Origin of the sequence: Mesorhizobium amorphae (assembly GCF_014843845.1) — a bacterium.
GTDB classification, from domain to species: Bacteria; Pseudomonadota; Alphaproteobacteria; order Rhizobiales; family Rhizobiaceae; genus Mesorhizobium; species Mesorhizobium amorphae_A.
This window is the reverse complement of the sequence record NZ_JHQS01000051.1, coordinates 160,903-182,521: the sequence shown is the minus strand read 5'-3', so window position 1 is coordinate 182,521 and position 21,619 is coordinate 160,903. Positions and strand designations below refer to the sequence as shown.

General features: G+C 63.4%; 19 protein-coding genes and 1 pseudogene. 10 read left to right on the top strand and 10 right to left on the bottom strand.

Annotation, left to right across the window (positions count from 1 at the left end):
• Positions 1-104 precede the first annotated feature (104 nt).
• The 3 genes from DH08_RS19255 to DH08_RS19245 form a co-directional block, all read right to left on the bottom strand.
• Positions 105-872, bottom strand: coding sequence for an N-acetylmuramoyl-L-alanine amidase (locus tag DH08_RS19255; RefSeq protein WP_192180836.1), 768 nt, complete (start codon positions 870-872; stop codon positions 105-107).
• The gene (locus DH08_RS19250) at positions 869-1,588 is read right to left on the bottom strand and encodes a J domain-containing protein (protein WP_192180835.1); all 720 of its coding nucleotides are present in this window, start codon (positions 1,586-1,588) and stop codon (positions 869-871) included. Before DH08_RS19250 ends, DH08_RS19255 begins: the two co-directional genes overlap by 4 nt.
• A gap of 147 nt (positions 1,589-1,735) precedes the next feature.
• Complete coding sequence (locus DH08_RS19245; RefSeq protein WP_192180834.1) at positions 1,736-1,942, bottom strand: hypothetical protein; 207 nt, start codon at positions 1,940-1,942, stop codon at positions 1,736-1,738.
• Between the two features lie 180 nt (positions 1,943-2,122).
• Here DH08_RS19245 and DH08_RS19240 point away from each other — a divergent pair, with 180 nt between their 5' ends.
• The 3 genes from DH08_RS19240 (at position 2,123) to DH08_RS19230 (ending at position 7,857) form a co-directional block, all read left to right on the top strand.
• Positions 2,123-5,734, top strand: a complete 3,612-nt coding sequence (locus tag DH08_RS19240) for a hydantoinase B/oxoprolinase family protein (protein WP_192180833.1) — start codon at positions 2,123-2,125, stop codon at positions 5,732-5,734.
• Between the two features lie 159 nt (positions 5,735-5,893).
• Positions 5,894-7,192: a BtaA family protein gene (locus DH08_RS19235; protein WP_192180832.1), complete on the top strand. Its 1,299-nt coding sequence runs from the start codon at positions 5,894-5,896 to the stop codon at positions 7,190-7,192.
• Complete coding sequence (locus DH08_RS19230) at positions 7,189-7,857, top strand: class I SAM-dependent methyltransferase (RefSeq protein WP_192180831.1); 669 nt, start codon at positions 7,189-7,191, stop codon at positions 7,855-7,857. The genes DH08_RS19235 and DH08_RS19230 overlap by 4 nt, the downstream gene beginning before the upstream one ends.
• On the opposite strand, the gene DH08_RS19225 is transcribed toward DH08_RS19230, so the two are convergent.
• The gene (locus tag DH08_RS19225; RefSeq protein ID WP_192181040.1) at positions 7,854-9,233 is read right to left on the bottom strand and encodes a serine hydrolase domain-containing protein; all 1,380 of its coding nucleotides are present in this window, start codon (positions 9,231-9,233) and stop codon (positions 7,854-7,856) included. The two genes, DH08_RS19230 and DH08_RS19225, sit on opposite strands and share 4 nt — an antisense overlap.
• Positions 9,234-9,465: 232 nt before the next feature.
• Between DH08_RS19225 and DH08_RS19220 the strand changes: the two genes are divergently transcribed.
• Entirely contained in the window at positions 9,466-10,266 is an 801-nt protein-coding gene (locus DH08_RS19220) for a glycoside hydrolase family 25 protein (RefSeq protein ID WP_192180830.1), read from the top strand.
• Positions 10,267-10,396: 130 nt separating this feature from the next.
• Positions 10,397-11,575 carry a lytic murein transglycosylase gene (locus tag DH08_RS19215; protein WP_192180829.1) on the top strand — a complete coding sequence of 393 codons (1,179 nt, stop codon included), beginning with the start codon at positions 10,397-10,399 and terminating at the stop codon, positions 11,573-11,575.
• A gap of 39 nt (positions 11,576-11,614) precedes the next feature.
• Here DH08_RS19215 and DH08_RS19210 read toward each other — a convergent pair whose 3' ends face one another.
• Positions 11,615-12,835: an alanine racemase gene (locus tag DH08_RS19210; RefSeq protein ID WP_192180828.1), complete on the bottom strand. Its 1,221-nt coding sequence runs from the start codon at positions 12,833-12,835 to the stop codon at positions 11,615-11,617.
• 252 nt (positions 12,836-13,087) lie between these two features.
• Here DH08_RS19210 and DH08_RS19205 point away from each other — a divergent pair, with 252 nt between their 5' ends.
• Positions 13,088-14,005 carry a DMT family transporter gene (locus DH08_RS19205; RefSeq protein WP_192180827.1) on the top strand — a complete coding sequence of 306 codons (918 nt, stop codon included), beginning with the start codon at positions 13,088-13,090 and terminating at the stop codon, positions 14,003-14,005.
• Positions 14,006-14,513: 508 nt separating this feature from the next.
• Here DH08_RS19205 and metF read toward each other — a convergent pair.
• On the bottom strand, positions 14,514-15,431 hold the full coding sequence (metF, locus tag DH08_RS19200; RefSeq protein WP_192180826.1) for a methylenetetrahydrofolate reductase [NAD(P)H]: 918 nt from the start codon (positions 15,429-15,431) through the stop codon (positions 14,514-14,516).
• Positions 15,431-16,453: an ArsR/SmtB family transcription factor gene (locus DH08_RS19195; protein WP_192180825.1), complete on the bottom strand. Its 1,023-nt coding sequence runs from the start codon at positions 16,451-16,453 to the stop codon at positions 15,431-15,433. The genes metF and DH08_RS19195 overlap by 1 nt, the downstream gene beginning before the upstream one ends.
• A 146-nt stretch (positions 16,454-16,599) precedes the next feature.
• On the opposite strand from DH08_RS19195, the gene tsaA reads away from it, so the two are divergent.
• A complete protein-coding gene (gene tsaA, locus DH08_RS19190; protein WP_192180824.1) occupies positions 16,600-17,106 on the top strand; it encodes a tRNA (N6-threonylcarbamoyladenosine(37)-N6)-methyltransferase TrmO in 507 nt (168 codons plus the stop codon).
• A complete protein-coding gene (locus tag DH08_RS19185; RefSeq protein WP_192180823.1) occupies positions 17,103-17,417 on the top strand; it encodes a DUF2293 domain-containing protein in 315 nt (104 codons plus the stop codon). Before tsaA ends, DH08_RS19185 begins: the two co-directional genes overlap by 4 nt.
• 12 nt (positions 17,418-17,429) lie before the next feature.
• On the opposite strand, the gene DH08_RS19180 is transcribed toward DH08_RS19185, so the two are convergent.
• Positions 17,430-17,942 (bottom strand): hypothetical protein, encoded by a 513-nt coding sequence (locus DH08_RS19180; protein WP_192180822.1) that lies wholly within the window; start codon positions 17,940-17,942, stop codon positions 17,430-17,432.
• Between the two features lie 150 nt (positions 17,943-18,092).
• Between DH08_RS19180 and DH08_RS19175 the strand changes: the two are divergent.
• Positions 18,093-19,054 (top strand): annotated as a pseudogene (locus DH08_RS19175) (aminotransferase class IV).
• Here the strand turns inward: DH08_RS19175 and DH08_RS19170 are convergent.
• Positions 19,051-19,668: an MOSC domain-containing protein gene (locus DH08_RS19170; protein WP_192180821.1), complete on the bottom strand. Its 618-nt coding sequence runs from the start codon at positions 19,666-19,668 to the stop codon at positions 19,051-19,053. The pseudogene DH08_RS19175 and the gene DH08_RS19170 overlap by 4 nt on opposite strands.
• A 209-nt stretch (positions 19,669-19,877) precedes the next feature.
• On the opposite strand from DH08_RS19170, the gene DH08_RS19165 reads away from it, so the two are divergent.
• Positions 19,878-20,444: a methyltransferase family protein gene (locus DH08_RS19165; RefSeq protein ID WP_192180820.1), complete on the top strand. Its 567-nt coding sequence runs from the start codon at positions 19,878-19,880 to the stop codon at positions 20,442-20,444.
• 1 nt (position 20,445) lies between these two features.
• Here DH08_RS19165 and DH08_RS19160 read toward each other — a convergent pair whose 3' ends face one another.
• Entirely contained in the window at positions 20,446-21,567 is a 1,122-nt protein-coding gene (locus tag DH08_RS19160) for a beta-ketoacyl-ACP synthase III (RefSeq protein WP_192180819.1), read from the bottom strand.
• Positions 21,568-21,619 lie beyond the last annotated feature (52 nt).

Sequence of the window (21,619 nt, the reverse complement as noted above, 5' to 3'; positions counted from 1 at the left end):
GTCCGACAATTTGCACGGTTCGCCTTTGAAGGCCGAATTGGCGGCAAAGAAGGCGGCGCAAGTCACTTTGCGTGACAGATTGTAATTTATCGACTCAAAAAGGATTACTTCGCCAGGATTGCCTCAGAGGAAGCCAGCAGCCTTTGCAGCGTGCGGATTGTCGAGCCGTCGGCGACGCCATCGACAAGACGCGGGCGGAAATGCCGCTGAAAGGCTTCGACCACGATCCCGGTCTGCCGGTCGAACACACCCGATATCTCCACCCCATAGCCGTAGACCGCCAGCATAGACTGCAGCGCCTCGACATCCGAACCCGTATCGCCTGCCTTGAGCACAGCATCCCGCCTGACTGGCGCAGCAGGGACGAGGTGGCCGACACCGGCCGCGAACAGGGCCTTCCAGGGGAATTTTTCACCCGGATCGATCTTGCGTCCCGGCGCGACGTCGGAATGGGCCAGCACCCTTTGCGCCGGAATGGAATGGCGCTGGACGATCCCTGCACAGAGGCCGATCACGGCGTCCATCTGCCGCTTTGGAAAAGCGGGATAGCCAAGTGAATGGCCGGGGTTGACGATCTCGATGCCAACCGAACAGGAGTTGATGTCGGTGCGCCCGAACCACGAGCTCTTGCCGGCATGCCAGGCGCGGTCGCTTTCCCGCACCATCTGAACGACGCGGCCGTCCTCATGGACGAGATAGTGGGCGGAAACCTCGCTCGACGGATCGCACAGCCATGCCTCGGCACCGGGGCCTGTCGCCATTCCGGTATAGTGCAGCACGATCATATCGGGCTTGAGCGTGTCGCGCCGCGGACCGAAATTCGGCGATACCCTGACCTCGGCGCTCGGCTCGTCGGGCAGGAAACCGCTCATACGTGCCGCAGGCCCCGCTCGATCATCTCATAAGCGGCGTTGATCGCCGCGACCCTGGTGGTGGCGATCTTGATGAATTCCTGGGGCAATCCGCGAGCGATCAGCCGGTCGGGATGATTGTCGGAAACCAGCTTGCGGTAGCGTTTCCTGACCTCTTCGAATGGTTTTCCGCGCTCGATGCCGAGCACGACATAGGGATCGGCTGCACCCAGATCGACGTGCCGCGCCAGGATACTCTGGTAATGTGCCTCTTCGATCCGGAATATCTCGGCGATGCGATGCAGAAACAGGCCTTCGCGTTCGTGGATCATCCCGTCCGCCTTGGCTATGTGGAACAGGCCGTCGAGTATGTCCTCAAGCATCATGCAGTTCGCATGGCCCGAGCCGCACAATTGCGCCATGCGCGCGGCATAGATCTCGAACCCGGCGACGTCCCGCTTGGCCAGATCGTAAAGGCGCGCCACGTTGCGCGTCTCCTTCGGCGGAACCTCGAATATCTCCTGGAAGGCGCGCACCTCGTTCTGGGTGACGATGCCGTCGGCTTTGGCCATCTTGGCCGACAGCGCGATCATTGCCACCGAAAAGGCGACACGGCGCCGCAGATCCGGGTCACCCGAGAAAACGGTCCGCACGGCCTCCACGACATCGGCGACGCCTGACGACGCTGAAGACGAAACGCGTGTGATGAAGTCGCCGAGGCGGTCCCAAATCGACATAAGGGCTTCTTAGTGCGAACCGCCCACCGCTATCAAGCGAAGACAGTGCCGCAGGCCCGATCGATTTGGGACGCCTGACGAAGCAACCCAACCCTTGCCATGCAACCGGGCGCGATCGCGCTCGCTCGCAATTCCGTTCATCTCATACTACTGCGCGGGCGCAGCAGGTGCTGCCGGAGCCGGTTCGGCAGGCTTCGTAGCGTCTGGAGCTGCCGGAGCGGCTGGCTGCATCGGCTCTTCGGCTGCCGGCGGATTTGTGCTCTGCGTTGTGGTGTTGTCGGTGCCGCTGTCGCTGCACGCCGCCGCCCCAAGCAGGGCAAGCGCCGAAAGCGACGCTAGAATGAGCTTTTTCATCACATCTCTCCTTCAAAAAACGCTCACGGTCCTGTGAACGGTCGAAGAGGAAATGCATCAGCTGGCCATGAGTTTCGTAACGTTGCGTTTCCGCATGTAACATCTTCAGACAGCTTGGCGATTGCCGTCCGACGAATGGCGAACTAACAGATAAAACAAGAGAAATGCCGGGAAGCTGCGATGACCGAGAAATGGGACTTCTGGATCGATCGCGGCGGCACTTTCACCGATGTCATCGGCCGTGACCCTCAAGGCGGGCTGCATCCCAGAAAACTCCTGTCGGAAAACCCCGAAGCCTATGCCGATGCAGCTATCCAGGGCATTCGCGACCTGGTCGGGCTGAAATCCGGTGCGCCTGTGCCGCCGGGGCTGGTCGGCGACATCAAGATGGGCACCACCGTCGCCACCAATGCGCTTCTGGAGCGCAAGGGCGACCGTGTTCTGCTGCTCATCACCAAGGGCTTTCGCGACGCGCTGAGGATCGCCTACCAGGCGCGGCCGGACATCTTCGCCAAGGAGATCATGCTGCCCGAACAGCTCTACGAGCGGGTCATCGAGATCGACGAGCGCGTCCGCGCCGATGGCCGCGTCGAACGATTGCTCGATATTGCTGCTTGCCGCCCGGCCATCGAGCAGGCCAGGCACGATGGCATCGACGCGGTGGCCATCGTCTTCATGCATGCCTGGAAGTACCCCGACCACGAGAAGGCGGTGGCAAAAGTCTGCCGCAAGCTCGGCTTTGGCCAGGTCTCCGTCAGCCATGAGGTGTCGCCGCTGATCAAGCTGGTCGGCCGCGGCGACACCACCGTCGTCGACGCCTATCTGTCGCCGATCCTGTCGAGGTATGTGCAAAGAGTGGCTGGGGAACTGGGCGCTGGCCCTCGCCTGATGTTCATGATGTCGTCCGGCGGCCTTACCGCCGCCGATATGTTCCAGGGCAAGGACGCGCTCCTGTCCGGTCCGGCCGGCGGCGTCGTCGGCATGGTCGAATCCGCCAAGCTCGCCGGCTTTGAAAAAGTCATCGGCTTCGACATGGGCGGCACCTCGACCGACGTCGCTCATTATGACGGCGAGTACGAGCGCGCCTTCGACACCGAAGTCGCCGGCGTGCGCATCCGCGCCCCGATGATGCGCATCCATACCGTTGCCGCTGGCGGCGGTTCGATCCTGCACTACGAGACCGGCCGCTTCCGCGCCGGGCCGGATTCGGCCGGCGCCAATCCCGGTCCCGCCGCCTACCGGCGTGGCGGCCCGCTCGCCGTCACCGACGCAAATGTCATGCTCGGCAAGCTGCAGCCCGACTTCTTTCCTGCGATCTTCGGGCCGCGCCAGGACCAGCCGCTCGATGTCGGGACCGTGCACAACAAATTCACGGCGCTCGCCGCCGAAATCGGCGACGGCCGCTCGCCGGAAGCCGTCGCCGAAGGCTTCGTCACCATTGCCGTCGAGAACATGGCCAACGCGATCAAGAAGATTTCCGTTCAACGCGGCTATGATGTCACCGAATATCTGTTGAACTGCTTCGGCGGTGCCGGCGGCCAGCACGCCTGCCTCGTCGCCGATGCGCTCGGCATGGAGGCGGTGCTGATGCATCCCTTCTCCGGACTGCTCTCGGCCTATGGCATCGGCCTGTCGTCAGTCTTTGCCTCTCGCCAGCAGGCGCTGCTGCAGCCCCTGGCAGAGGGATCCCTGCCGGCGATCGACGACCTCATCGCGACATTGCGAAAAGCCGTCATCCAAGAGCTCGCCGCGCAGGGCATTGGTGAAGATGCCGTCTCCTCGAAGCCGGTGCTGCAGATCCGCTATGACGGCACCGACACGGCATTGCCGGTAAACTTCGAACACGGCTCGATTGCGCGAGCCAGGATCGATTTCGAAGCGGCCCACAAGGGTCAGTTCGGTTTCGTCTACGAGGACAAGCCGATGATCGTAGAGTCTGTTGGCGTTGAAGGCACCGATACTGGCGGCGGCGGTCGCGACGAAAGTGAATCAGAAACCGAAGATCTTGTCGTAAGTCATTCCGAGACCCGCAAAATCTTCGCCGAAGGCGAATGGCGCGACACCGGCGTCTTCCGTCGCGAGGCGCTCAAACCGGGCACCAGGGTTTCCGGCCCGGCCTTGGTCATCGAGCCCAACCAGACCATCGTCGTCGAGCCAGGCTGGCAGGCCGAAATCACCGCCAGGAACCATGTGCTGCTGCGCCGCATCGAGAAGAAGCGCCGCCAGGCGGCGCTCGGCACCGCCGCCGATCCGGTCATGCTGGAGGTCTTCAATAACCTGTTCATGTCGATCGCCGAGCAGATGGGCGTGACGCTGCAGAACACCGCCTATTCCGTCAACATCAAGGAACGGCTGGATTTCTCCTGCGCTGTGTTCGACCGCCATGGTGCGCTGGTCGCCAACGCCCCGCATATGCCGGTGCATCTGGGCTCGATGGACCGCTCGGTCGAGACCATCATCAGGCTGAACTCGGGCGACATCCACCCCGGCGACGTCTTCGCCCTCAACGCGCCCTACAATGGCGGCACGCATCTGCCCGACATCACGGTGGTGACGCCGGTGTTCGACGACGCGAAGAAGGAAATCCTGTTCTGGGCGGCCTCGCGCGGCCACCATGCCGACGTCGGCGGCACCGCTCCCGGCTCGATGACGCCGCTCGCTACAACGGTCGACGAGGAAGGCGTGCTGTTCGACAATTTCCGCATCGTCGATCGCGGAAAATTCCGCGAGACCGAGTTGGAAACGCTGCTCACCGACCACCCCTACCCGGCCCGCAATCCGCACCAGAACATCGCCGACCTCAAGGCGCAGATCGCCGCCAATGAAAAGGGCGTCGCCGAACTGCGCAAGATGGTCGCGCATTTCGGCCTCGATGTCGTCGAGGCCTATATGGGCCACGTCCAGGACAATGCCGCCGAGAGCGTGCGCCGCGTGCTGGAGCGCCTGCCCGACAGTTCCGAATACGAGTATCCGACCGACACCGGCCAGGTCATCAAGGTGAAGATCACGGTCGACCGGCAAAAGCGCGAGGCGACAGTCGATTTCACGGGCACCTCGCCGGTCATGAAGAACAATTTCAACGCACCCGAGCCGGTCGCCCGCGCCGCCGTTCTCTATGCCTTCCGCGTCATGGTCGAGGACATGATCCCGATGAATGCCGGGTGTCTGCGTCCCATCAACATAATTATCCCGGACGGCTGCATGCTCAAACCGTCCTATCCGGCCGCCGTCGTCGCCGGCAATGTCGAAACCTCGCAGCATGTTACCAACGCTCTGTTCGGCGCCATGGGCGCGATGGCCAATGCGCAAGGCACGATGAACAACCTCACCTTCGGCAACAAGCAGTATCAGTACTACGAAACGATCTGCTCCGGCTCGCCGGCCGGCCGGATGAACTCCGGCCGCGGTTTCGCCGGCACTTCCGGTGTCCACACCCATATGACCAATTCGCGTCTAACCGATCCGGAAGTGCTGGAACTGCGCTTTCCCGTCCTGCTCGAGGATTTCCACATCCGCGAGGGTTCCGGTGGCAAGGGCAAATGGGGTGCCGGTGACGGCACCAAGCGCGCCATCCGCTTCCTCGAAAGGATGGAATGCGCAATCCTGTCCTCGCACCGCAACCGCCCGCCACAGGGCCTTAGCGGTGGCAGCGACGGCGAGGCTGGCTCGACCAGGGTCCGCCGCAACAACGGTTCGGTCGAGATGCTGAAAGCCTGCGACCAGACCGTGCTCGACGCCGGCGAAGCCGTCATCCTGACGACGCCGACGCCCGGTGGGTTCGGACGAGCCTGAGGAGGCTTCGAGAATTCGCTGCGGCGAGTCAGGTGGCGTGGCTTTCGAGAACCGGAGCGGAGCGGACATTGAAGTCCGTGAGCACCGGAAGCGCAGAACGCCGCGTCAGATGACCGCCGCAGTAGAATTATCGATACCTCCGACTGTCACGGGCCTGTCATGACGCTGCGCTACCCGCTTGCGCCAACGCAAATGGGGAATCACCTTGCCATGACGGACGTTTCCGGAGATCTGGTTTTTCGCCGCGGCAAGGAAGTTGGAAAAGCTGTCTACCAGAACCGCCCGCTGTCGAAGGCCGGCCTTTCCGAGCGGCTTTTCGCTTTCCTCTTCTCCGGCCTCGTCTACCCGCAAATCTGGGAAGATCCCGATGTCGACATGGAGGCCATGCAGCTTGGCCACGGCCATCGCATTGTCACCATCGCGTCGGGCGGCTGCAACATCCTGGCCTACCTTACGCGCTCGCCGGAGCGGATCGATGCAGTCGACCTAAACGCCGCCCACATTGCGCTGAACCGCATGAAGCTCGAGGCGGTGCGGCATCTGCCGTCGCAAGGCGATCTGTTCCGCTTCTTCGGTGCTGCCGACACCCGTCACAATTCGGAAGCCTACGACCGTTTCATCGCGCCGCATCTTGATCCGGTCAGCCGCCACTACTGGGAGCGCCGCAACTGGCGCGGACGCCGCCGCATTGCTGTCTTCGACCGCAACTTCTACCAGACCGGCCTGCTCGGCCTGTTCATCGCCATGGGTCACCGCGTCGGCAAATTCTTCGGCGTCGACCCTGCCCGCATCATGCAGGCCAGGAACATCAGCGAGCAGCGCCGCTTCTTCAACGAGGAACTGGCGCCGGTCTTCGAAAGGCCGCTGCTGAAATGGGCGACATCGCGAAAAGCCTCGCTGTTCGGCCTGGGCATTCCGCCGGCGCAATACGATTCGCTGATCACCTCGGGTGACGGCACCATGGCGAGCGTCCTGAAAGCCCGGCTGGAGAAGCTCGCCTGCGACTTTCCGCTGAACACCAACTATTTCGCCTGGCAGGCCTTTGCCCGCCGCTATCCTGAGCCCGGCGAAGCCGCCCTTCCCGCCTATCTCGAAAAGCGCAACTACAAGACCATCCGTGACAATGTCGACCGCGTCGCCATCCATCATGCCAACCTGATCGAGTTCCTTGCCGGCAAGGATGCCGGCACGGTCGACCGCTTCGTGCTGCTCGATGCGCAGGACTGGATGACCGACGACCAGCTCAATGCGCTGTGGGCCGAGATCACCCGCACGGCATCGGCCGGCGCCCGCGTCATCTTCCGCACCGCCGCCGAGCCCAGCCTGCTGCCTGGCCGCGTCTCAGTTTCGCTGCTCGACCAGTGGAGCTATGAGGACGACGCTTCGCGCGAATTCTCGGCGCGCGACCGCTCGGCCATCTACGGCGGCTTCCACCTCTATGTGAAGCGGCCCGCATGAGCGCGAGCGAGCTGCCGGCCAGCCATGCCGAACTGATGGACGGCGTCTATCGCTGGCAGCGCCATATCTATGACCTGACCCGCAAATACTATCTGCTCGGCCGCGACCGGCTGATATCAGGGCTGGATGTGCCGCCCGGCGGCACCGTGCTCGAACTCGGCTGCGGCACCGGCCGCAACATCATCCTCGCCGCCCGCCGCTATCCCGACGCCCGCTTTTTCGGCCTCGATATTTCGGCCGAGATGCTGGAAACAGCCACAGCCGCCATCGCCCGCGAAGGCCTGTCCGACCGCGTCGCACTGGCGCGTGGCGACGCCACCGATTTCGACGCCAAAGCGCTGTTCGGCATCGAGAGTTTCGACCGCATCTTCGTGTCCTATTCGCTGTCGATGATCCCCGGTTGGGAGAAGACGGTTTCGGCAGCACTCGCCGCCCTTGCGCCTGGCGGTTCGCTGCATGTTGTCGATTTCGGTCAGCAGGAAGGCCTGCCAGGCTGGTTCCGGACCTTGCTGCGCGGCTGGCTGAGGAAATTCCACGTCGCGCCGCGTGAATCCCTGCGCGACGTCCTGGAATCGGAGTCCGAACGAACCGGTTCAACCTTCCGTTTTCGCACGCTTTATCGCGGCTATGCATGGCTCGCCGTGATCCGGCAGCCAAAAGGCTAATGCAGCGCCTTGACCAGCGCCGCCAGCATCGCCTGCGGCCGGTAGTTGAGCTTCGCAGGCGTCAGCCCGAGCCGCACCACCACCAACTGCTCTGACGGAATGATGGCGACCGTTTGGCCGTCATGCCCTTCCATCCAGTAGGTATCCTTGGGCAGACCGGCAGCGACGCCGGCGCCGGGGTTTTCCTCGTCGCCCGGTGCCTCGATCCACACCTGGCCCCTGCCATAGACTTTCGAGGCCGATGCAGGTTCCCGCATCCAGTCGACGAAACCGGCCGGCAGGATCTCATTGCCGTTCCAGACCCCGCCTTGCAGCAGGAACTGGCCGAAGCGTGCCCAATCATGCGCCGTGGCGTAGAGGTAGGACGAGCCGACGAAAGTGCCCTGCTCGTCGGTTTCGAGCACGGCGCTGTGCATGCCGAGCGGCTCGAACAGCGCCGTCCGCGGCCAGGTCAGTGCCTTGTCCTTGTCGCCGATGGCGTCCTGCCAGAGCCGCGACAGCATCACAGCCGTGCCGCTCGAATAGGAAAACACCTTGCCGACCTTGCCGGTGAGCGGCTTCGATTCGGCGAACCCCGCCATATCGGGCTCGAGATAGAGCATGCGTGTGACGTCGGCGACGTCGCCATAGTCCTCGTTGAACTCCAGCCCGCTCGACATCGCCATCATGTCGGCGAGACTGATGGCGGCGCGGCCATCGGCCTTCCATGGCCCGAACAGCCCCTGATTGGTCACCGCCATCTTGCCGTCCTTGACCAGCGTGCCGACGATCGCCGCGTTCACCGTCTTGGTCATCGACCAGCCGAGCAGCGGCGTCTTTGGCGAAAAGCCGTCGCCATAGCGCTCGCCGACGATATGGCCGTTCTTCACCACCACCACCGCCCGCATGCCGGTGCCCGCCATGGCCGCGTCGTCGAGGATCTTGGCGATCTCCGGTGCCTGCGAGGCGTCGACCCGTTCGCCTTCCGGCCACAGCGCATCCTGCCTGGCGGCGGCGGGCTCGGCATAGGTCACCGTCTGCCTCGCCTTGCCGGTATTGCCATCCGGAACCGAAGCACAGCCCAGCCCGTCGCGCGCGACGGCAACACTTCTGCCGAGCACGCCGAACAAGCCTGCCGAAACCATCCCGCGTTCCTTGTCGACCTGCACCTTCATCAGCCTGAGCAGCGGATGGCCCGGCGCCTGCACGTCGACGGCGAGCACTTCATTGGCGTCGCGCCCGGCAATGAAGACGTTCGAGCAGACGATCTTGGCCGAATAGCCCGAACCGACGCGGATCAGTTCCGGCGGCGCGATATAGAGCCAGGCAAACAGCGCGGCTATCGCCAGCACGACCAGGCCGAGCAGCCATTTGACGATCTTGACGACGATCCGCATCTTTTCCATCCCCCGGTGCTTCGCGTTCGATTTATGTCATCGATTTGCCGACATTGCTTCGGCAAAATCTCTGTTCTTGTCGAGCGCCGTCAACCTGATATCAACCATGTTCGGCGATCACATGAGGAAGGCGGGCGATCCTGTGGGGTGATCGTCCGGCGGGGCCAGATCGAGGGGCACCAGCAGAAACGACCCATCAGCGGCCGGCTGAACCCGGCTCAGGAGTAGAGAGATGCGCCGTCTCGCGGCTCTCGTCATGCTGACGCTGTTGGGCGCCTGCTCGACCGTGGACGATCTCTCGCCGCTGTCGCCATCCTCGTCCAGCAACCCGACAATCGCGGTGCGTGCACCGCGTTTCGAGGATTCCAAGCCGCACGAATGGGACAGCGGCGCGCCTTGGAATTATGCCGTTCACGGCACCGATGTCTCCAAATACCAGACCTCGGTCGACTGGCCGGCTGCCAAGGCGAGCGGTATTTCCTTCGCCTTCATCAAGGCGACCGAGGGCGGCGACCGCTTCGACGAGTATTTCAACGAACACTGGAGCCGCACCAAAGCCGCTGGAGTTCCGCGAGCCGCCTATCATTTCTTCTATTTCTGCACGCCCGCCGCCACGCAGGCGCGCTGGTTCATCGCCAACGTGCCTGTCGACCGCTCGGCCATGCCGCCGGTGCTGGACATGGAATGGAACCCGAAATCGCCGACCTGCAGGCTGCGCCCGAACGCACCGACGGTGCGCGCGGAGATGAGCACTTTCCTTGAAATCGTCGAGCGGCACTACGGCAAGAAGCCGATCATCTACACCTCGGTCGACTTCTTCGACGACAACGGCCTGTCGACCTTCCGCGGCTACCCCTATTGGCTGCGCTCGGTCGCCGGCCATCCGCGTCAGAAGTACGGCAGCCATCCCTTCACCTTCTGGCAGTACACCGGCACCGGTATCGTTCCCGGGATGACCGGCAAATCCGATATCAACGTCTTCAACGGCTCCGAAGCCGCCTGGAACAAGTGGCTGCGGCAGAACACCCGTTGACACCGGGGCCCGCGCCTGCTTTTCGACACAGCCGGCGGCGATTGTTTGCACCCGCTGATAATCCAGAGCGCCGCGCGTTCGCAATAGACGCGCAAAGGACGCTCTGGCACCTGGTTTCGGAAGGAAGCTGATGCGATTGCGTTCCAAGGCCCTCGCGGCGCTCATCCTGTTCGCCACGGCGTTGCCGGCGGCAGCGCAGGAATGCGGCGGCGATTTCGAGGCATGGAAGCAGGGCGTGGCGACCGAAGCCAAGGCGGCCGGCGTCGGCGCTCACGGCCTTGATGCGCTGGAATCTGCCCGCATCGACGACAAGGTGCTGGCGCGCGATCGTGCCCAGGGTGTGTTTTCCCAGACCTTCATCCAGTTTTCGAACCGCATGATCTCGGCCTATCGGCTGAAGCAAGGCGCCGCCAACCTCAAGAAATACGCCGACGTGTTTGCCCGCGCCGACCAGCAGTTCGGCGTCCAGGCACCGGTCATCGCCGCCTTCTGGGCGCTGGAGACCGATTTCGGCGCGGTACAGGGCGACTTCCACACGTTGAGCGCACTGGTCACGCTCGCGCATGATTGCCGCCGGCCGGAGCTTTTCCGGCCCCAACTGGTGCCGTTGCTGACGCTGATCGACCGCGGGGTCGTGCCGGCCGACCTCACCGGCGCCTGGGCGGGCGAGATCGGCCAGACGCAGATCCTGCCTTCCGACTATCTCACGCGTGGCGTCGATGGCGACGGCGACGGCATCGTCGACCTGCGCGGCAGCGTGCCGGACGTGATCATGACCACAGCCAACAAGATCCTGTCGCGCGACTGGAAACGCGACCAGCCCTGGATCGAGGAAGTGCGCGTGCCCGACGACATGCCGTGGGACCAGACCGGCCGCACCAACAAGCTGCCGCTGTCGCAATGGGCTCAATGGGGTGTCACCAATCCGAACGGCACGCCGCTTATCGACAACGGCCTGAAGGCGGGGCTGGCCCTGCCGATGGGTCGCAAGGGACCGGCCTTCCTCGCCTACGACAATTTCGACGTCTATCTCGAGTGGAACCAGTCCTTCACCTATGCGCTGACCGCGGCAAGCCTCGCCGCGCGGCTCGCCGGCGCGCCGCAATTCGACCCACGCACCCCTGAATCCGGTCTCAGCGGCGACCAGATGAAGGCGTTGCAGACAAAGCTCGAAGCCAGAGGCTACGACGTCGGCACGGTCGACGGCATCCTGGGTACGAACACCCGCGAAGCCATCCGCAAGGAACAAATGCGCCTTGGATTGCCCGTGGATGGCTGGCCGACGCCGGATCTGCTGGCAAGGCTTTAGCGCCTCTTCCTTCTTCCCTTGTGGAAGAAGGAAGAATCCCTAATCCGCCATTGTCTCCAGGCTCGCAAATCCCTCCGGCGCATCGCCTTCGTCGAACGGCGTCGTCACCTCGACGAAGGTGTCGGGGTAGAAGCCGTTGAAGCGGGTCCTGAGCGACAGCGAATAGGCGCCGATATGGCCGATCTCGATCCAGTCGCCGGTGTCGACCGTTTCCGGCAGCCAGAACGGTCTGGACAGGATGTCGACGGAATCGCAGGTCGCGCCGCACACCTTGAACGGCACGATGTTCTTTTCCTCGCCATTGCGCGAGCGGATCGCCGGGTCGGGAATGAAGCGCGCCGGCAGCGTGATCTTACCGGTCCATGAATCGGACAGCGACGCCCAGATGCCGTCATTGATGTAGAGCCGCTTGCCCTTGCGCAGCAGCACGCGCACGATCAGCGACAGGCAACGCGCCACGATCACGCGGCCGGGCTCCGCCACCAGCGGGATCTGGTCGAACTGATATTCCTTCAGGTCGCCGGAAAGCCGCGACATGATCTGGCCCAGCGACGGCATCTCGATCTGTTTGCGGTTGGGATCGTGGCCGTATTCGGCCGGAAAGCCGCCGCCGACATCGAGGCCGGCAATGTCGAAAGAGACGCGGTTGCGCACCCAGTCGGCCGAGGCCAGCGCCCGCTCATAGGTGTCGGGATCCTCGATCTGGCTGCCGACGTGGAAGCAGAGGCCGACCTTGTAGCCGGTGCGGTTGAGCCGCTCGGCGAGTTCGACAGCATAGGCCGGGCCCGCGCCGAATTTCTTCGACAGTTCGTAGGCCGCCGACCCTTTCGTCTGCATGCGCACGAACACGGTGATGGCGCCCGGGTCGATGTCGAGCGCCCGCACCACCCGCGTCAGCTTGGTGATCTCGTCCTCGTGATCGAGCGAGATGACGCGGATGCCGTACTTTTCCAGCGCCAGCTTGATATCCGACTGCGCCTTGACCGGATGCATGTAGAGCATCTCGGCATCGGGCGAGACGGCGCGCACGGCGGCGAACTCGCCCGGCGAAGCGACATCGAAAGCGGTGACGCCGGCTTCGACCAGCGCCTTCAGCACGATCTGCTCGCCATTGGTCTTGACCGCATAGGCGGTCCTGCCGGGGAACATACCCATGAACTGTCGGGCATCGGCCTTCAAGACCTCCGGCCGAAAGCAATAGACCGGGTCGTCCGGGCGAAGCGCCAGCGCTGCCTCGCGGGCATTTTCGAATCGCTGCATGGACGAATCCCCTGAACCTTGGCTGCGCACAATTAATCCAAGCTAGCGGCTAAAAAAAACAATTCTGTGTCTCGCACCTCTGGCGGTACGGCGCTACGGGGATTCCGAGCGATGCTACGCCATCGATCGGGTTTCGGGTGGCCCTTGCCGCGGGAGCGGATATGGCTTGATCACATGCCCGACTTGATCACATGCCCGACTTGATCACTTGCATGGCAGGCTTGGCATCCGGCGTCCTGGGAGGACATTCACATGGCGACAGCCGCAACCGCCACGGCGCGCGGACCGATGGTGCTCAAGGACTGGGGTCAGCTTCTGCTGCTCGGCGCCATCTGGGGCGGTTCGTTCTTCTTTGCCCGCATCGCCGTGTCGGAATTGGCCCCACTGGTGCTGGTGCTGTTTCGCGTCGCCATCGCGGCGGCAGCACTCCAGCTTTATCTCGGCTGGCGCGGCCCCTCCTTCCGCCTCGCCTTCCCGCATGCCGGCCTGTTCTTCCTGCTGGCGCTTGCCAACAATGTCGTTCCCTTCTCGCTGATCTTCGCCGGCCAGACCGAGCTTGGCGCCGGCCTCGCCTCGGTGCTCAACTCAACGACGCCGTTCTGGACGCTGATCCTCGCCAACGCGCTGACATCAGACGAAAAGCTGTCCTGGAACAAGCTTGCCGGCATTGCGCTCGGCATCGCCGGCACGGCGGTGATGATCGGCCCGGGCCTGCTTGCCGGGCTCGGCGGTCCGGTCTGGGCGAAGTTCGCGCTGATCGGCGCCTCGTTGTCCTATGCCGTCGCGCTGATGATCGCCCGCCGCTTCAAGGGCGTGCCCTCGCCGATCGTTGCCACGGGGCAATTGACGGCCTCGACCGTCATCATGATTCCGGTCGTGCTCATCACCTATGGTCCCGCCGGCCTGTTCTCCGCTTCGCCGCCGGTCTGGACGGCAGTGCTGGCGCTGGCACTGCTTTCCACCGCCTTCGCCTACATCCTCTATTTCAACCTCGTCGCCTCGGCCGGCGCCACCAACGCTTCGCTGGTCACCCTAATCGTGCCGGCCAGCGCCATGCTGCTCGGCTTCCTGTTCCTCGGCGAACGGCTTGAACTGTTCGAAATGGGCGGCATGGCGCTGATCGCCTTCGGGCTGGTGACGATAGATGGACGCCTGTTCGGTCGACGTTGATGCTGCCCTCAATTGGACGCGCAAGGGGACGATCTAAACACTTTGATTGACTCCCGCACCCTGCTTTCCGAACCGAAAGCAGCGCAGCAAGGTCGAATTCCATTTTCGGGCCGGCGCGGTAGCGCTGCCATGCCTCGCTTCCGCCGCCGGCGCGCCACAATTTATTCACAACCCTTGAGCCGGCTTTTGCCGAAGAGTTTCAATGCCTAACGGCGAAAGCCAGGTCGCAAAACCCACAATCATGTCGCATTGCAGCACGTTTTCCGCTTGCCTGTGGCACAAATGACCCTAGACTCTCGCCATAGCTCTTTAAGAGGAGGCTATGACATGGGACTGACGAGGCCAATCAACGCATTGATGATTTGTGCAGCGTTCGCATTCATCGGCGCCCTTATCATAGGTGTTCTTCCGTAACCGCCAGAGCGGAAGAAAACAGCAGCTGATAGTCAACCAATTTCGAGAGGCCGGGTTTTTACCCGGCCTCTTGCATTTCATGTAGCGACAAAATTCAGGCTGCGGCCGATCCCGCAGCTTCCGCCTCATGCGAGCGGATGCCGATCATGTGGCAGATCGCAAACACCAGGTCGGCGCGGTTCATGGTGTAGAAGTGGAAATCGCTGACGCCGCGTTCGACCAGGTCGAGCACCTGCTCGGCCGCCACGGCGGACGCCACCAGCGCATGCGTCTGCGGGTCGTTCTGCAGCCCGTCGAAGCGCTCGGCCAGCCATGCCGGCACCAGCGCACCGCAGCGCGCCGAGAAATTCGCGACCTGGGTGAAATTGTGCACCGGCAGAATGCCCGGCACGATCGGGATGTAGATGCCGGCCCGCCGCGCCCGCTCGACATAGCGCTCGTAGAGATCATTGTCGAAGAAGAACTGGGTGATCGCCCGCATCGCGCCATTGTCTGCCTTGCGCTTCAGCATGTCGAAATCGGTGGCGAAATCCGGGCTCTCCGGATGTTTTTCCGGATAGGCGGAGACCGAAATGTCGAAATCGCCGGCCCCCTTCAGCGCCCCGACCAGTTCGGCGCCATTGGCGTAGCCGTCGGGATGCGGCCTGTAGGCGGTGCCGACGCCTGCCGCCGGATCGCCGCGCAGAGCGACGAAGCGGGTGACGCCCATATCGGCGAATTCCCTGACAACGGCATCGACCTGATCGCGGGCCGCATCGACGCAGGTCATGTGCGCCGCCGGCGTCAGCGTCGTCTCATTGAGGATGCGCTTGACCGTGCGCGCGGTGCGCTCACGGGTCGAGCCGCCGGCGCCGTAGGTCACCGAGACGAACTTCGGCTTGAGCGGTTCCAGCCGGGTGACGGTGTCCCACAGCCTAGCCTCCATCTCGTCGGTCTTCGGCGGGAAGAACTCGAACGAAACCCTGACCTTGTCGCCAATATCGGGACGGCGGGAAAAGCGGAACTGGTTCATCAGGCTATTTCCCCCATCGGGTACGCTTGGGTGGGTTGGCTGTCGTTGGACGGATCGGCGATCAGCATGCGGCGGTCGCGGCCGAGCCACAGCTTGACCGTGAGCCTGGCCTCGTTGGCGCCGCGCGGTTCGAACTCCTGGCTGTCCTCGAGCGCGAGCCCTGCCTCGGCGAACCACTCGGCGATCTGCCGGTCGGAAAAGCCGAGCCTGACATGCGCATGCTGGTCGCGCAGGAATTCCAGCGTGTGCGGCGCGAAATCGACGATCACCAGCCGCCCCGCCGGACGCAGCAGCCTTGCCGCCTCGCGGATGGCGCGGGCCGGATCGTCGAGATAGTGCAGCACCTGATGGATGGTGACGAGGTCGAAAGCGTCGCGCTCGACCGGCGGCGCGAAGATATCGCCCTGCCGCACCTGCGCATTCGAAACGCCGGCCTTGTCGAGATTGGCGCGCGCCACGGTCAGCATCTCGCGCGACATGTCGATGCCGACGCCACGCCGGTAAAGCGGTGAAAAGATTTCAAGCAGCCGCCCGGTGCCGGTGCCAAGGTCGAGCATCGATTGGAAAGGCCGCTTGCCGACAAGCTTCAGCAGCGCCGCTTCCACGGCGCGATCCGGCACATGCAGCGAGCGGATATGATCCCAGCTCGCGGCGTTTTCGGAGAAGTACTCGGCGGCGCGGTCCTGGCGCTTGCGTTTGACCGACGCCAGCCGCTCGAGGTCGCGCTCCACCTGCGGATCGGCGCCGCGGATACCTGAGATCAGCCTGATCACAAAATCACGGGCCGAATCCGTATCCGAGAGCCGGAAGAAGGCCCAGGAGCCCTCCTGGTAACGGCCGATCAGCCCGGCCTCCAAAAGCAGCTTGAGGTGGCGCGACACGCGCGGCTGCGACTGGCCGAGGATTTCGGTAAGATCGGAAACGGTAAGGTCGCCACGCGACAAGAGTGCCAGAATGCGGAGCCGGCTCGATTCGGCCGCCGCCTTCAGAGTATCCACCATTGTGTCGAGCGAGACATGCATGAGCGCTTCTCTTTTGAAAAAGATATAAACATATGTTTATGTCGAATTTGACAACCATGCAAGACCCATGTCGCTTCCGGACAAGAAAATGACGCATGCATGATCCACAGGCGGAAAGCGATTTTCGAATGAACGAGGCGAAAACCATGTTCGAAACGCGTAGCGGCGAAAGGCTCTTGGAAACCGATCCGGCCGATATGCCGCCAGATGGCCACGTCGTCTTCATCGGCCGCATCGCTTCGCCATGGACGAGCCGGGAGACCTGCCCCAAGAACATGAGGGCCGCGCGGGAGGCAGGCGGCGGTGCCACGCTGCTGGTCGACCCGCCCTATCGCGACGGCCTGCCGGGACTGGAACGCGCCAGCCACGTCATCATCCTGTCCTGGCTCCATCATGCGCCGCGGAATCTGATTGTGCAGAAACCCCGCCATGCGGCTGAGCCGAAAGGCGTTTTTTCGCTGCGATCCCCTGCCCGGCCGAACCCGGTCGGGTTGCATGTGGCGAAGCTCGTCGGGCTCGATTTCGACCGCGGCCGCATCGAACTCGATGCCATCGACGTGCTCGACGGCACGCCGGTCATCGACCTGAAACCCTATTTCGCCTCCACCGACGCTTTTGCCGATGCGACCATTGCCGGGCGGGACGAGTCATGAAAGCGCCGACCAACCGCCGTCGCGCCATCGCCAAGGCGCTGACTACGCTTTTGCCGCTGGCGCCCTATGCCGACATCGAAAAAATCCGCGCCGACGCCGGCAGGGCGCACTTGCACAATCTGCCGCCGTCGATCTCCGTCTGGCTGGCGACCATCGCCCATATCCGTCACGTCCACACCGATTACGAAAAGCTAATGGCGGAAGGGTATGACCGCGACTCGGCGCGTTTCTTCGTCATCGAACAGACCAACATCGTGCTGACCCGCTGGCGCGCCACGCGCCTGCTCGACTCCGACGACGACGAAGAGTAGCGCGAGAAACCGCTACTGCCGCGTTAGTACGGCGACGGCGTTATAGGACTGGCCATCTGCCTGCCCGACCCAGACCCAGGACAGGTTTCCCTTGAAAAATCTGACGGTGATCGTGCCGCCATCGACGCATTTGTCCTGGCCATAGGTGATGCTCTCCCGGAACTCCGCCGAGCTGTTGTCCCTCGAAATCTGAGTGAGAGATCCACCGCAGCTGAGCGACGGATAGTCGATCGACGCGCCGCTGTCGTTGATGGTCATGGCAATCGACCAGTCGGCGCCGGCGGCTCCGGCCGGGCTTTGATGGCCATTGCCGACCCAGGTGCCGGTCAAGGATGGCACATTCACGACGCAAGGGACGTTCTGGAAGATCGGCGTCAGTTCGCTACCGGTCTTCTCGCAGCGATATGTCTGGCCGCTTTGGCATAGCTCCTCGCCCTCGCGCGTGCATTGGGCGAAGGCTTCGCTGCTGCCAACGAAAACGATCATCGCAAAGATGATTGCACCAAGCCCCGTATGCCTGTCCATCTCCCCTCCGGCCTGATAGTCCCGCCGGCAACCGTAAGGGAAAACCAACATTCCACCTAGAACAAAGAGCAGCGCATAGGTGGCTCTATGTAACGCGCTGAGCGACGCTAGCCTGACCATGGATCGAGCCTTGGACAAGGAGAGTTTGCGATGAGCCGAAACGTTGCAACGGAGCGAGCCATGCCGCTACCGCCTCTTTCCGAGCGCCACTTAGACCCGCATTCCTATCCAGACGGCGTCGCCTTCCTCGATGGCCAATACCTGCCGATGTCCCAAGCAAAAATCTCGGTGCTGGATTGGGGTTTTCTGCATTCCGACGCCACTTATGACACGGTGCATGTCTGGGACGGCCGCTTCTTCCGTCTCGACCTGCATCTCGACCGCTTCTTCGGCGGGTTGGAGAGGCTGCGCATACGATCCCGTTCGACCGCGATGGCGTCGCCGGGATCCTGCACGATTGCGTGGCTCTATCCGGCCACCGCGCCGCTTATGTCGAGATGCTGTGCACGCGAGGCGCTTCGCCTACTTTCAGCCGCGACCCGCGCCAGGCGATCAATCGCTTCATGACCTTCGCCGTCCCGTTCGGCTCGGTCGCCAATGCCGAGCAGTTGCGGCGCGGCCTCAATGTCGCGATCAGCGACAAGGTGCGCATCCCGCCGGCCTCGATCGACCCGTCGATCAAGAACTACCACTGGCTCGATCTGGTGCGTGGTCTCTACGACGCTTATGACCGCGGCGCCGAAACGGCGCTGATCCTCGATTTCAACGGCAATGTCGCCGAAGGTCCGGGCTTCAACGTGTTCTGTGTCAAGGATGGAAAGCTGAAAACGCCGGCCGTTGGCGTCCTGCCCGGCATCACGCGGCGCACCGTCTTCGATCTCTGTGCCGAGGCAGGGCTTGCCGCCTCCGCCGCCGATGTCAGCGTCGCCGCGCTGAAGGCAGCCGACGAGGTCTTCATCACCTCGACCGCCGGCGGCATCATGCCGGTGACGGTGATCGACGGCATTTCGGTCGCCGACGGCCAAGTTGGCGCCATCACCAGTCGGCTGATGGCGCTCTATTGGCAAAAGCACGAGGACCCAGCCTGGTCGAGCCCGGTGTCCTACACTTAGGCGCGGTAGATCCACTGCTCGGGCACGCGCACCGAGATCTCTTCGCCGGCAACAATCGTGCCGGGCTTTTCGACCCAAGCGACGAGGCCGCGCAGCCGCTTGGCCGCTTTCGGAAAGGCCAGCGCGCCAGCCTCGTGGTCGGCCATCCCGGCATGTTCGGCGACTGAGCGCCCGGCGATGCGGCATGGCCCGTTCTGCGCATCGACCTTGATGGTGACGCCGCCCTTGAAGAAGAAGAGCGTACCCGACGGCAGCATGGAAAGCTGCTGCACGCCCTCGATCAGCAGATTGGCGCCGATCCATTCCGGCTTGATCTCCTTGAGGCTCATCCGCTCGGCCACAATGGCGAGTTCGTCCGCCGCCACGATCGACAGTTGCCGCTCGTTGCGCATCTCGGTGCCGCGCGGATACCAGGGCTCGCGCCCGCCGGAGCGCCGCGTGGCGCCAGCATGGAAATCACCATCGATGCCGTCGAAGCCGAGCCGCAATTCTTCCACCGGTCGCGTTTCGAAGTGATCGAACGGCGCGACGTAGAGCGCCGCCACTTTCGCCGCGAGCTTTCGCGCCGGCAGGATTTCGACCGGATTTTCGGTCTCGGCAAAGAGATCCGCCATGGCTTCATTCCTTCTGCAAGACGAACCGCAATTAGCCCGCGGCCATGGACCGGGTCCAGTCCAAAGCGCTGATGATCCGATCGAGCCGGTTGATGGGATGCTTCACCGATCACGATCTTCTTACCGCCGATCGCGCGTCCTCTGGCCGGGCGCCGATTGCCGCCGTGCTGCGTCGACTTGATACTGGCGTCAGGAGGAGACGCGTCATCATGCATGCCGCAGCCGCAATCGCCGCGCTCTGGCAGATTTGGGTCGTCTCCTGGCTCGCGGCCGCCTTCTGGTCCGACCCCGTTGAGAAGCGCGCCGGCCTGCAGGCGGAACTTCGTTATCGCGCCCTGTGGATGGTCGGTGTGATCCTGCTCTTCGTTCCGGCGCACGGCTATGTCGGGCGGCTGCGGCTCTGGACGCCCAACCTCACCGAGGCGTGGATCTGCGTCGCGCTGATCGCGACCGGCCTCGTCTTCTCGTGGTGGGCCAGGCTACATCTCGGCCGGCTGTGGTCGGGTACCATTACCGCCAAGGCGGATCACCACGTCGTCGACACCGGCCCCTATGGCTTGGTCCGGCACCCGATCTACACCGGCCTGCTGCTGGCGATCCTCGCCACCATGGCGGCCAAGGGCACGATCTGGGGCATCGCCGGCGCCGCCCTGCTCACCATCGGTATCATTGTGAAGGCAAGGCTGGAGGGACAGTTCCTGCGCTGCGAACTGGGTAGCGCCTATGACGACTATGCCACGCGCGTTCCAATGCTGGTGCCGTTCGCACCCGCCTAGATCACAGCATGCGCAGCAGCGCGCCGCCGATCGAATATCCCGCGCCGAAGGCGCAGAGCAGGCCGTAGTCGCCGGGCTTCATGTCGGCGTGGTTCTCGGATAGCGCGATGATGGCGCCGGCGCCGGCGGTATTGCCGAGGCGCTCCAGCACCATCGGCGCGCGATCATGGTCGACCTCGTGGCCGAAGGCGAGTTTCAGGATCATGGCGTTCATGCGCGCATTGGCCTGATGCAGCCAGAAGCGGCGGATGCCTTGCGGCGTCTGCCCGTGCTCGGCCAGGAATTCGACGATGAATTTGTGGCCAGCGACGGTGACTTCCTTGAACACCTTGTTACCGACCTGCTTGATCAGATTGCCTTCCAGGTTGATCATATAGGGATCGTCCTGGGCGGTGCGGGTATGGTAGCCGAGATTGGTGCGGATGTTGTTCGACATCTGCGTCCAGGTGCGGGTGTCGAGCACCTGAAAACGCCCCGGCCGCTTCTCGCCCTGATCGAGCCCCTCGACGACCATCGACACCGAAGCATCGCCGAAGATGAAATGCGTCTGCCGGTCGCGGAAGTTGAGATGACCCGTGATGATCTCCGGCGTCGTCACCAGCACGCGCTTGTGCGCGCCGGCCCGCACCAGATTGACCGCGATGTGCAGCGCCGCCGCGGCCGACGAGCAGCCAAGCCCCATATCGAAGCCGGCGCCCTTGGTGCCCAGGGCCTGCTGCATTTCGATGGCGATCGCCGGATAGGGCCGCTGGTGGTGCGAGGCCGAGCAGATCACCAGGTCGATATCGGACGGCTTCAACCCGGCATGGTCGAGCGCCTTCCTGGCCGAGGCGACGCCGAACTCGGCCTGCAGCGACAGCGCATCGTCGGGCCGCGCCGGTATGCGCGGCGCCATCCGCGTCGGATCGAGGATGCCTTCCCGCTCGATCACATGCCGGGTCTGGACGCCCGAGGCATGGACGATGAAGTCGCTGTCCGACTTCTGCAGCAGCGTCTCCCCCGAGGTCGAGCGGCGCGCATTCTCCATGTCGACCCAGGCGTTGAAGCTGGCGACCAGCTCTTCATTGGTGATCTTGGGTCCAGGGATTTCGACGCCGATGCCGCTGATGATGACGCGATGCATTTCCAATCCGTCCCATGCGCGGGCGTTGCGGGCTTGATGTGGGCGCATAGAC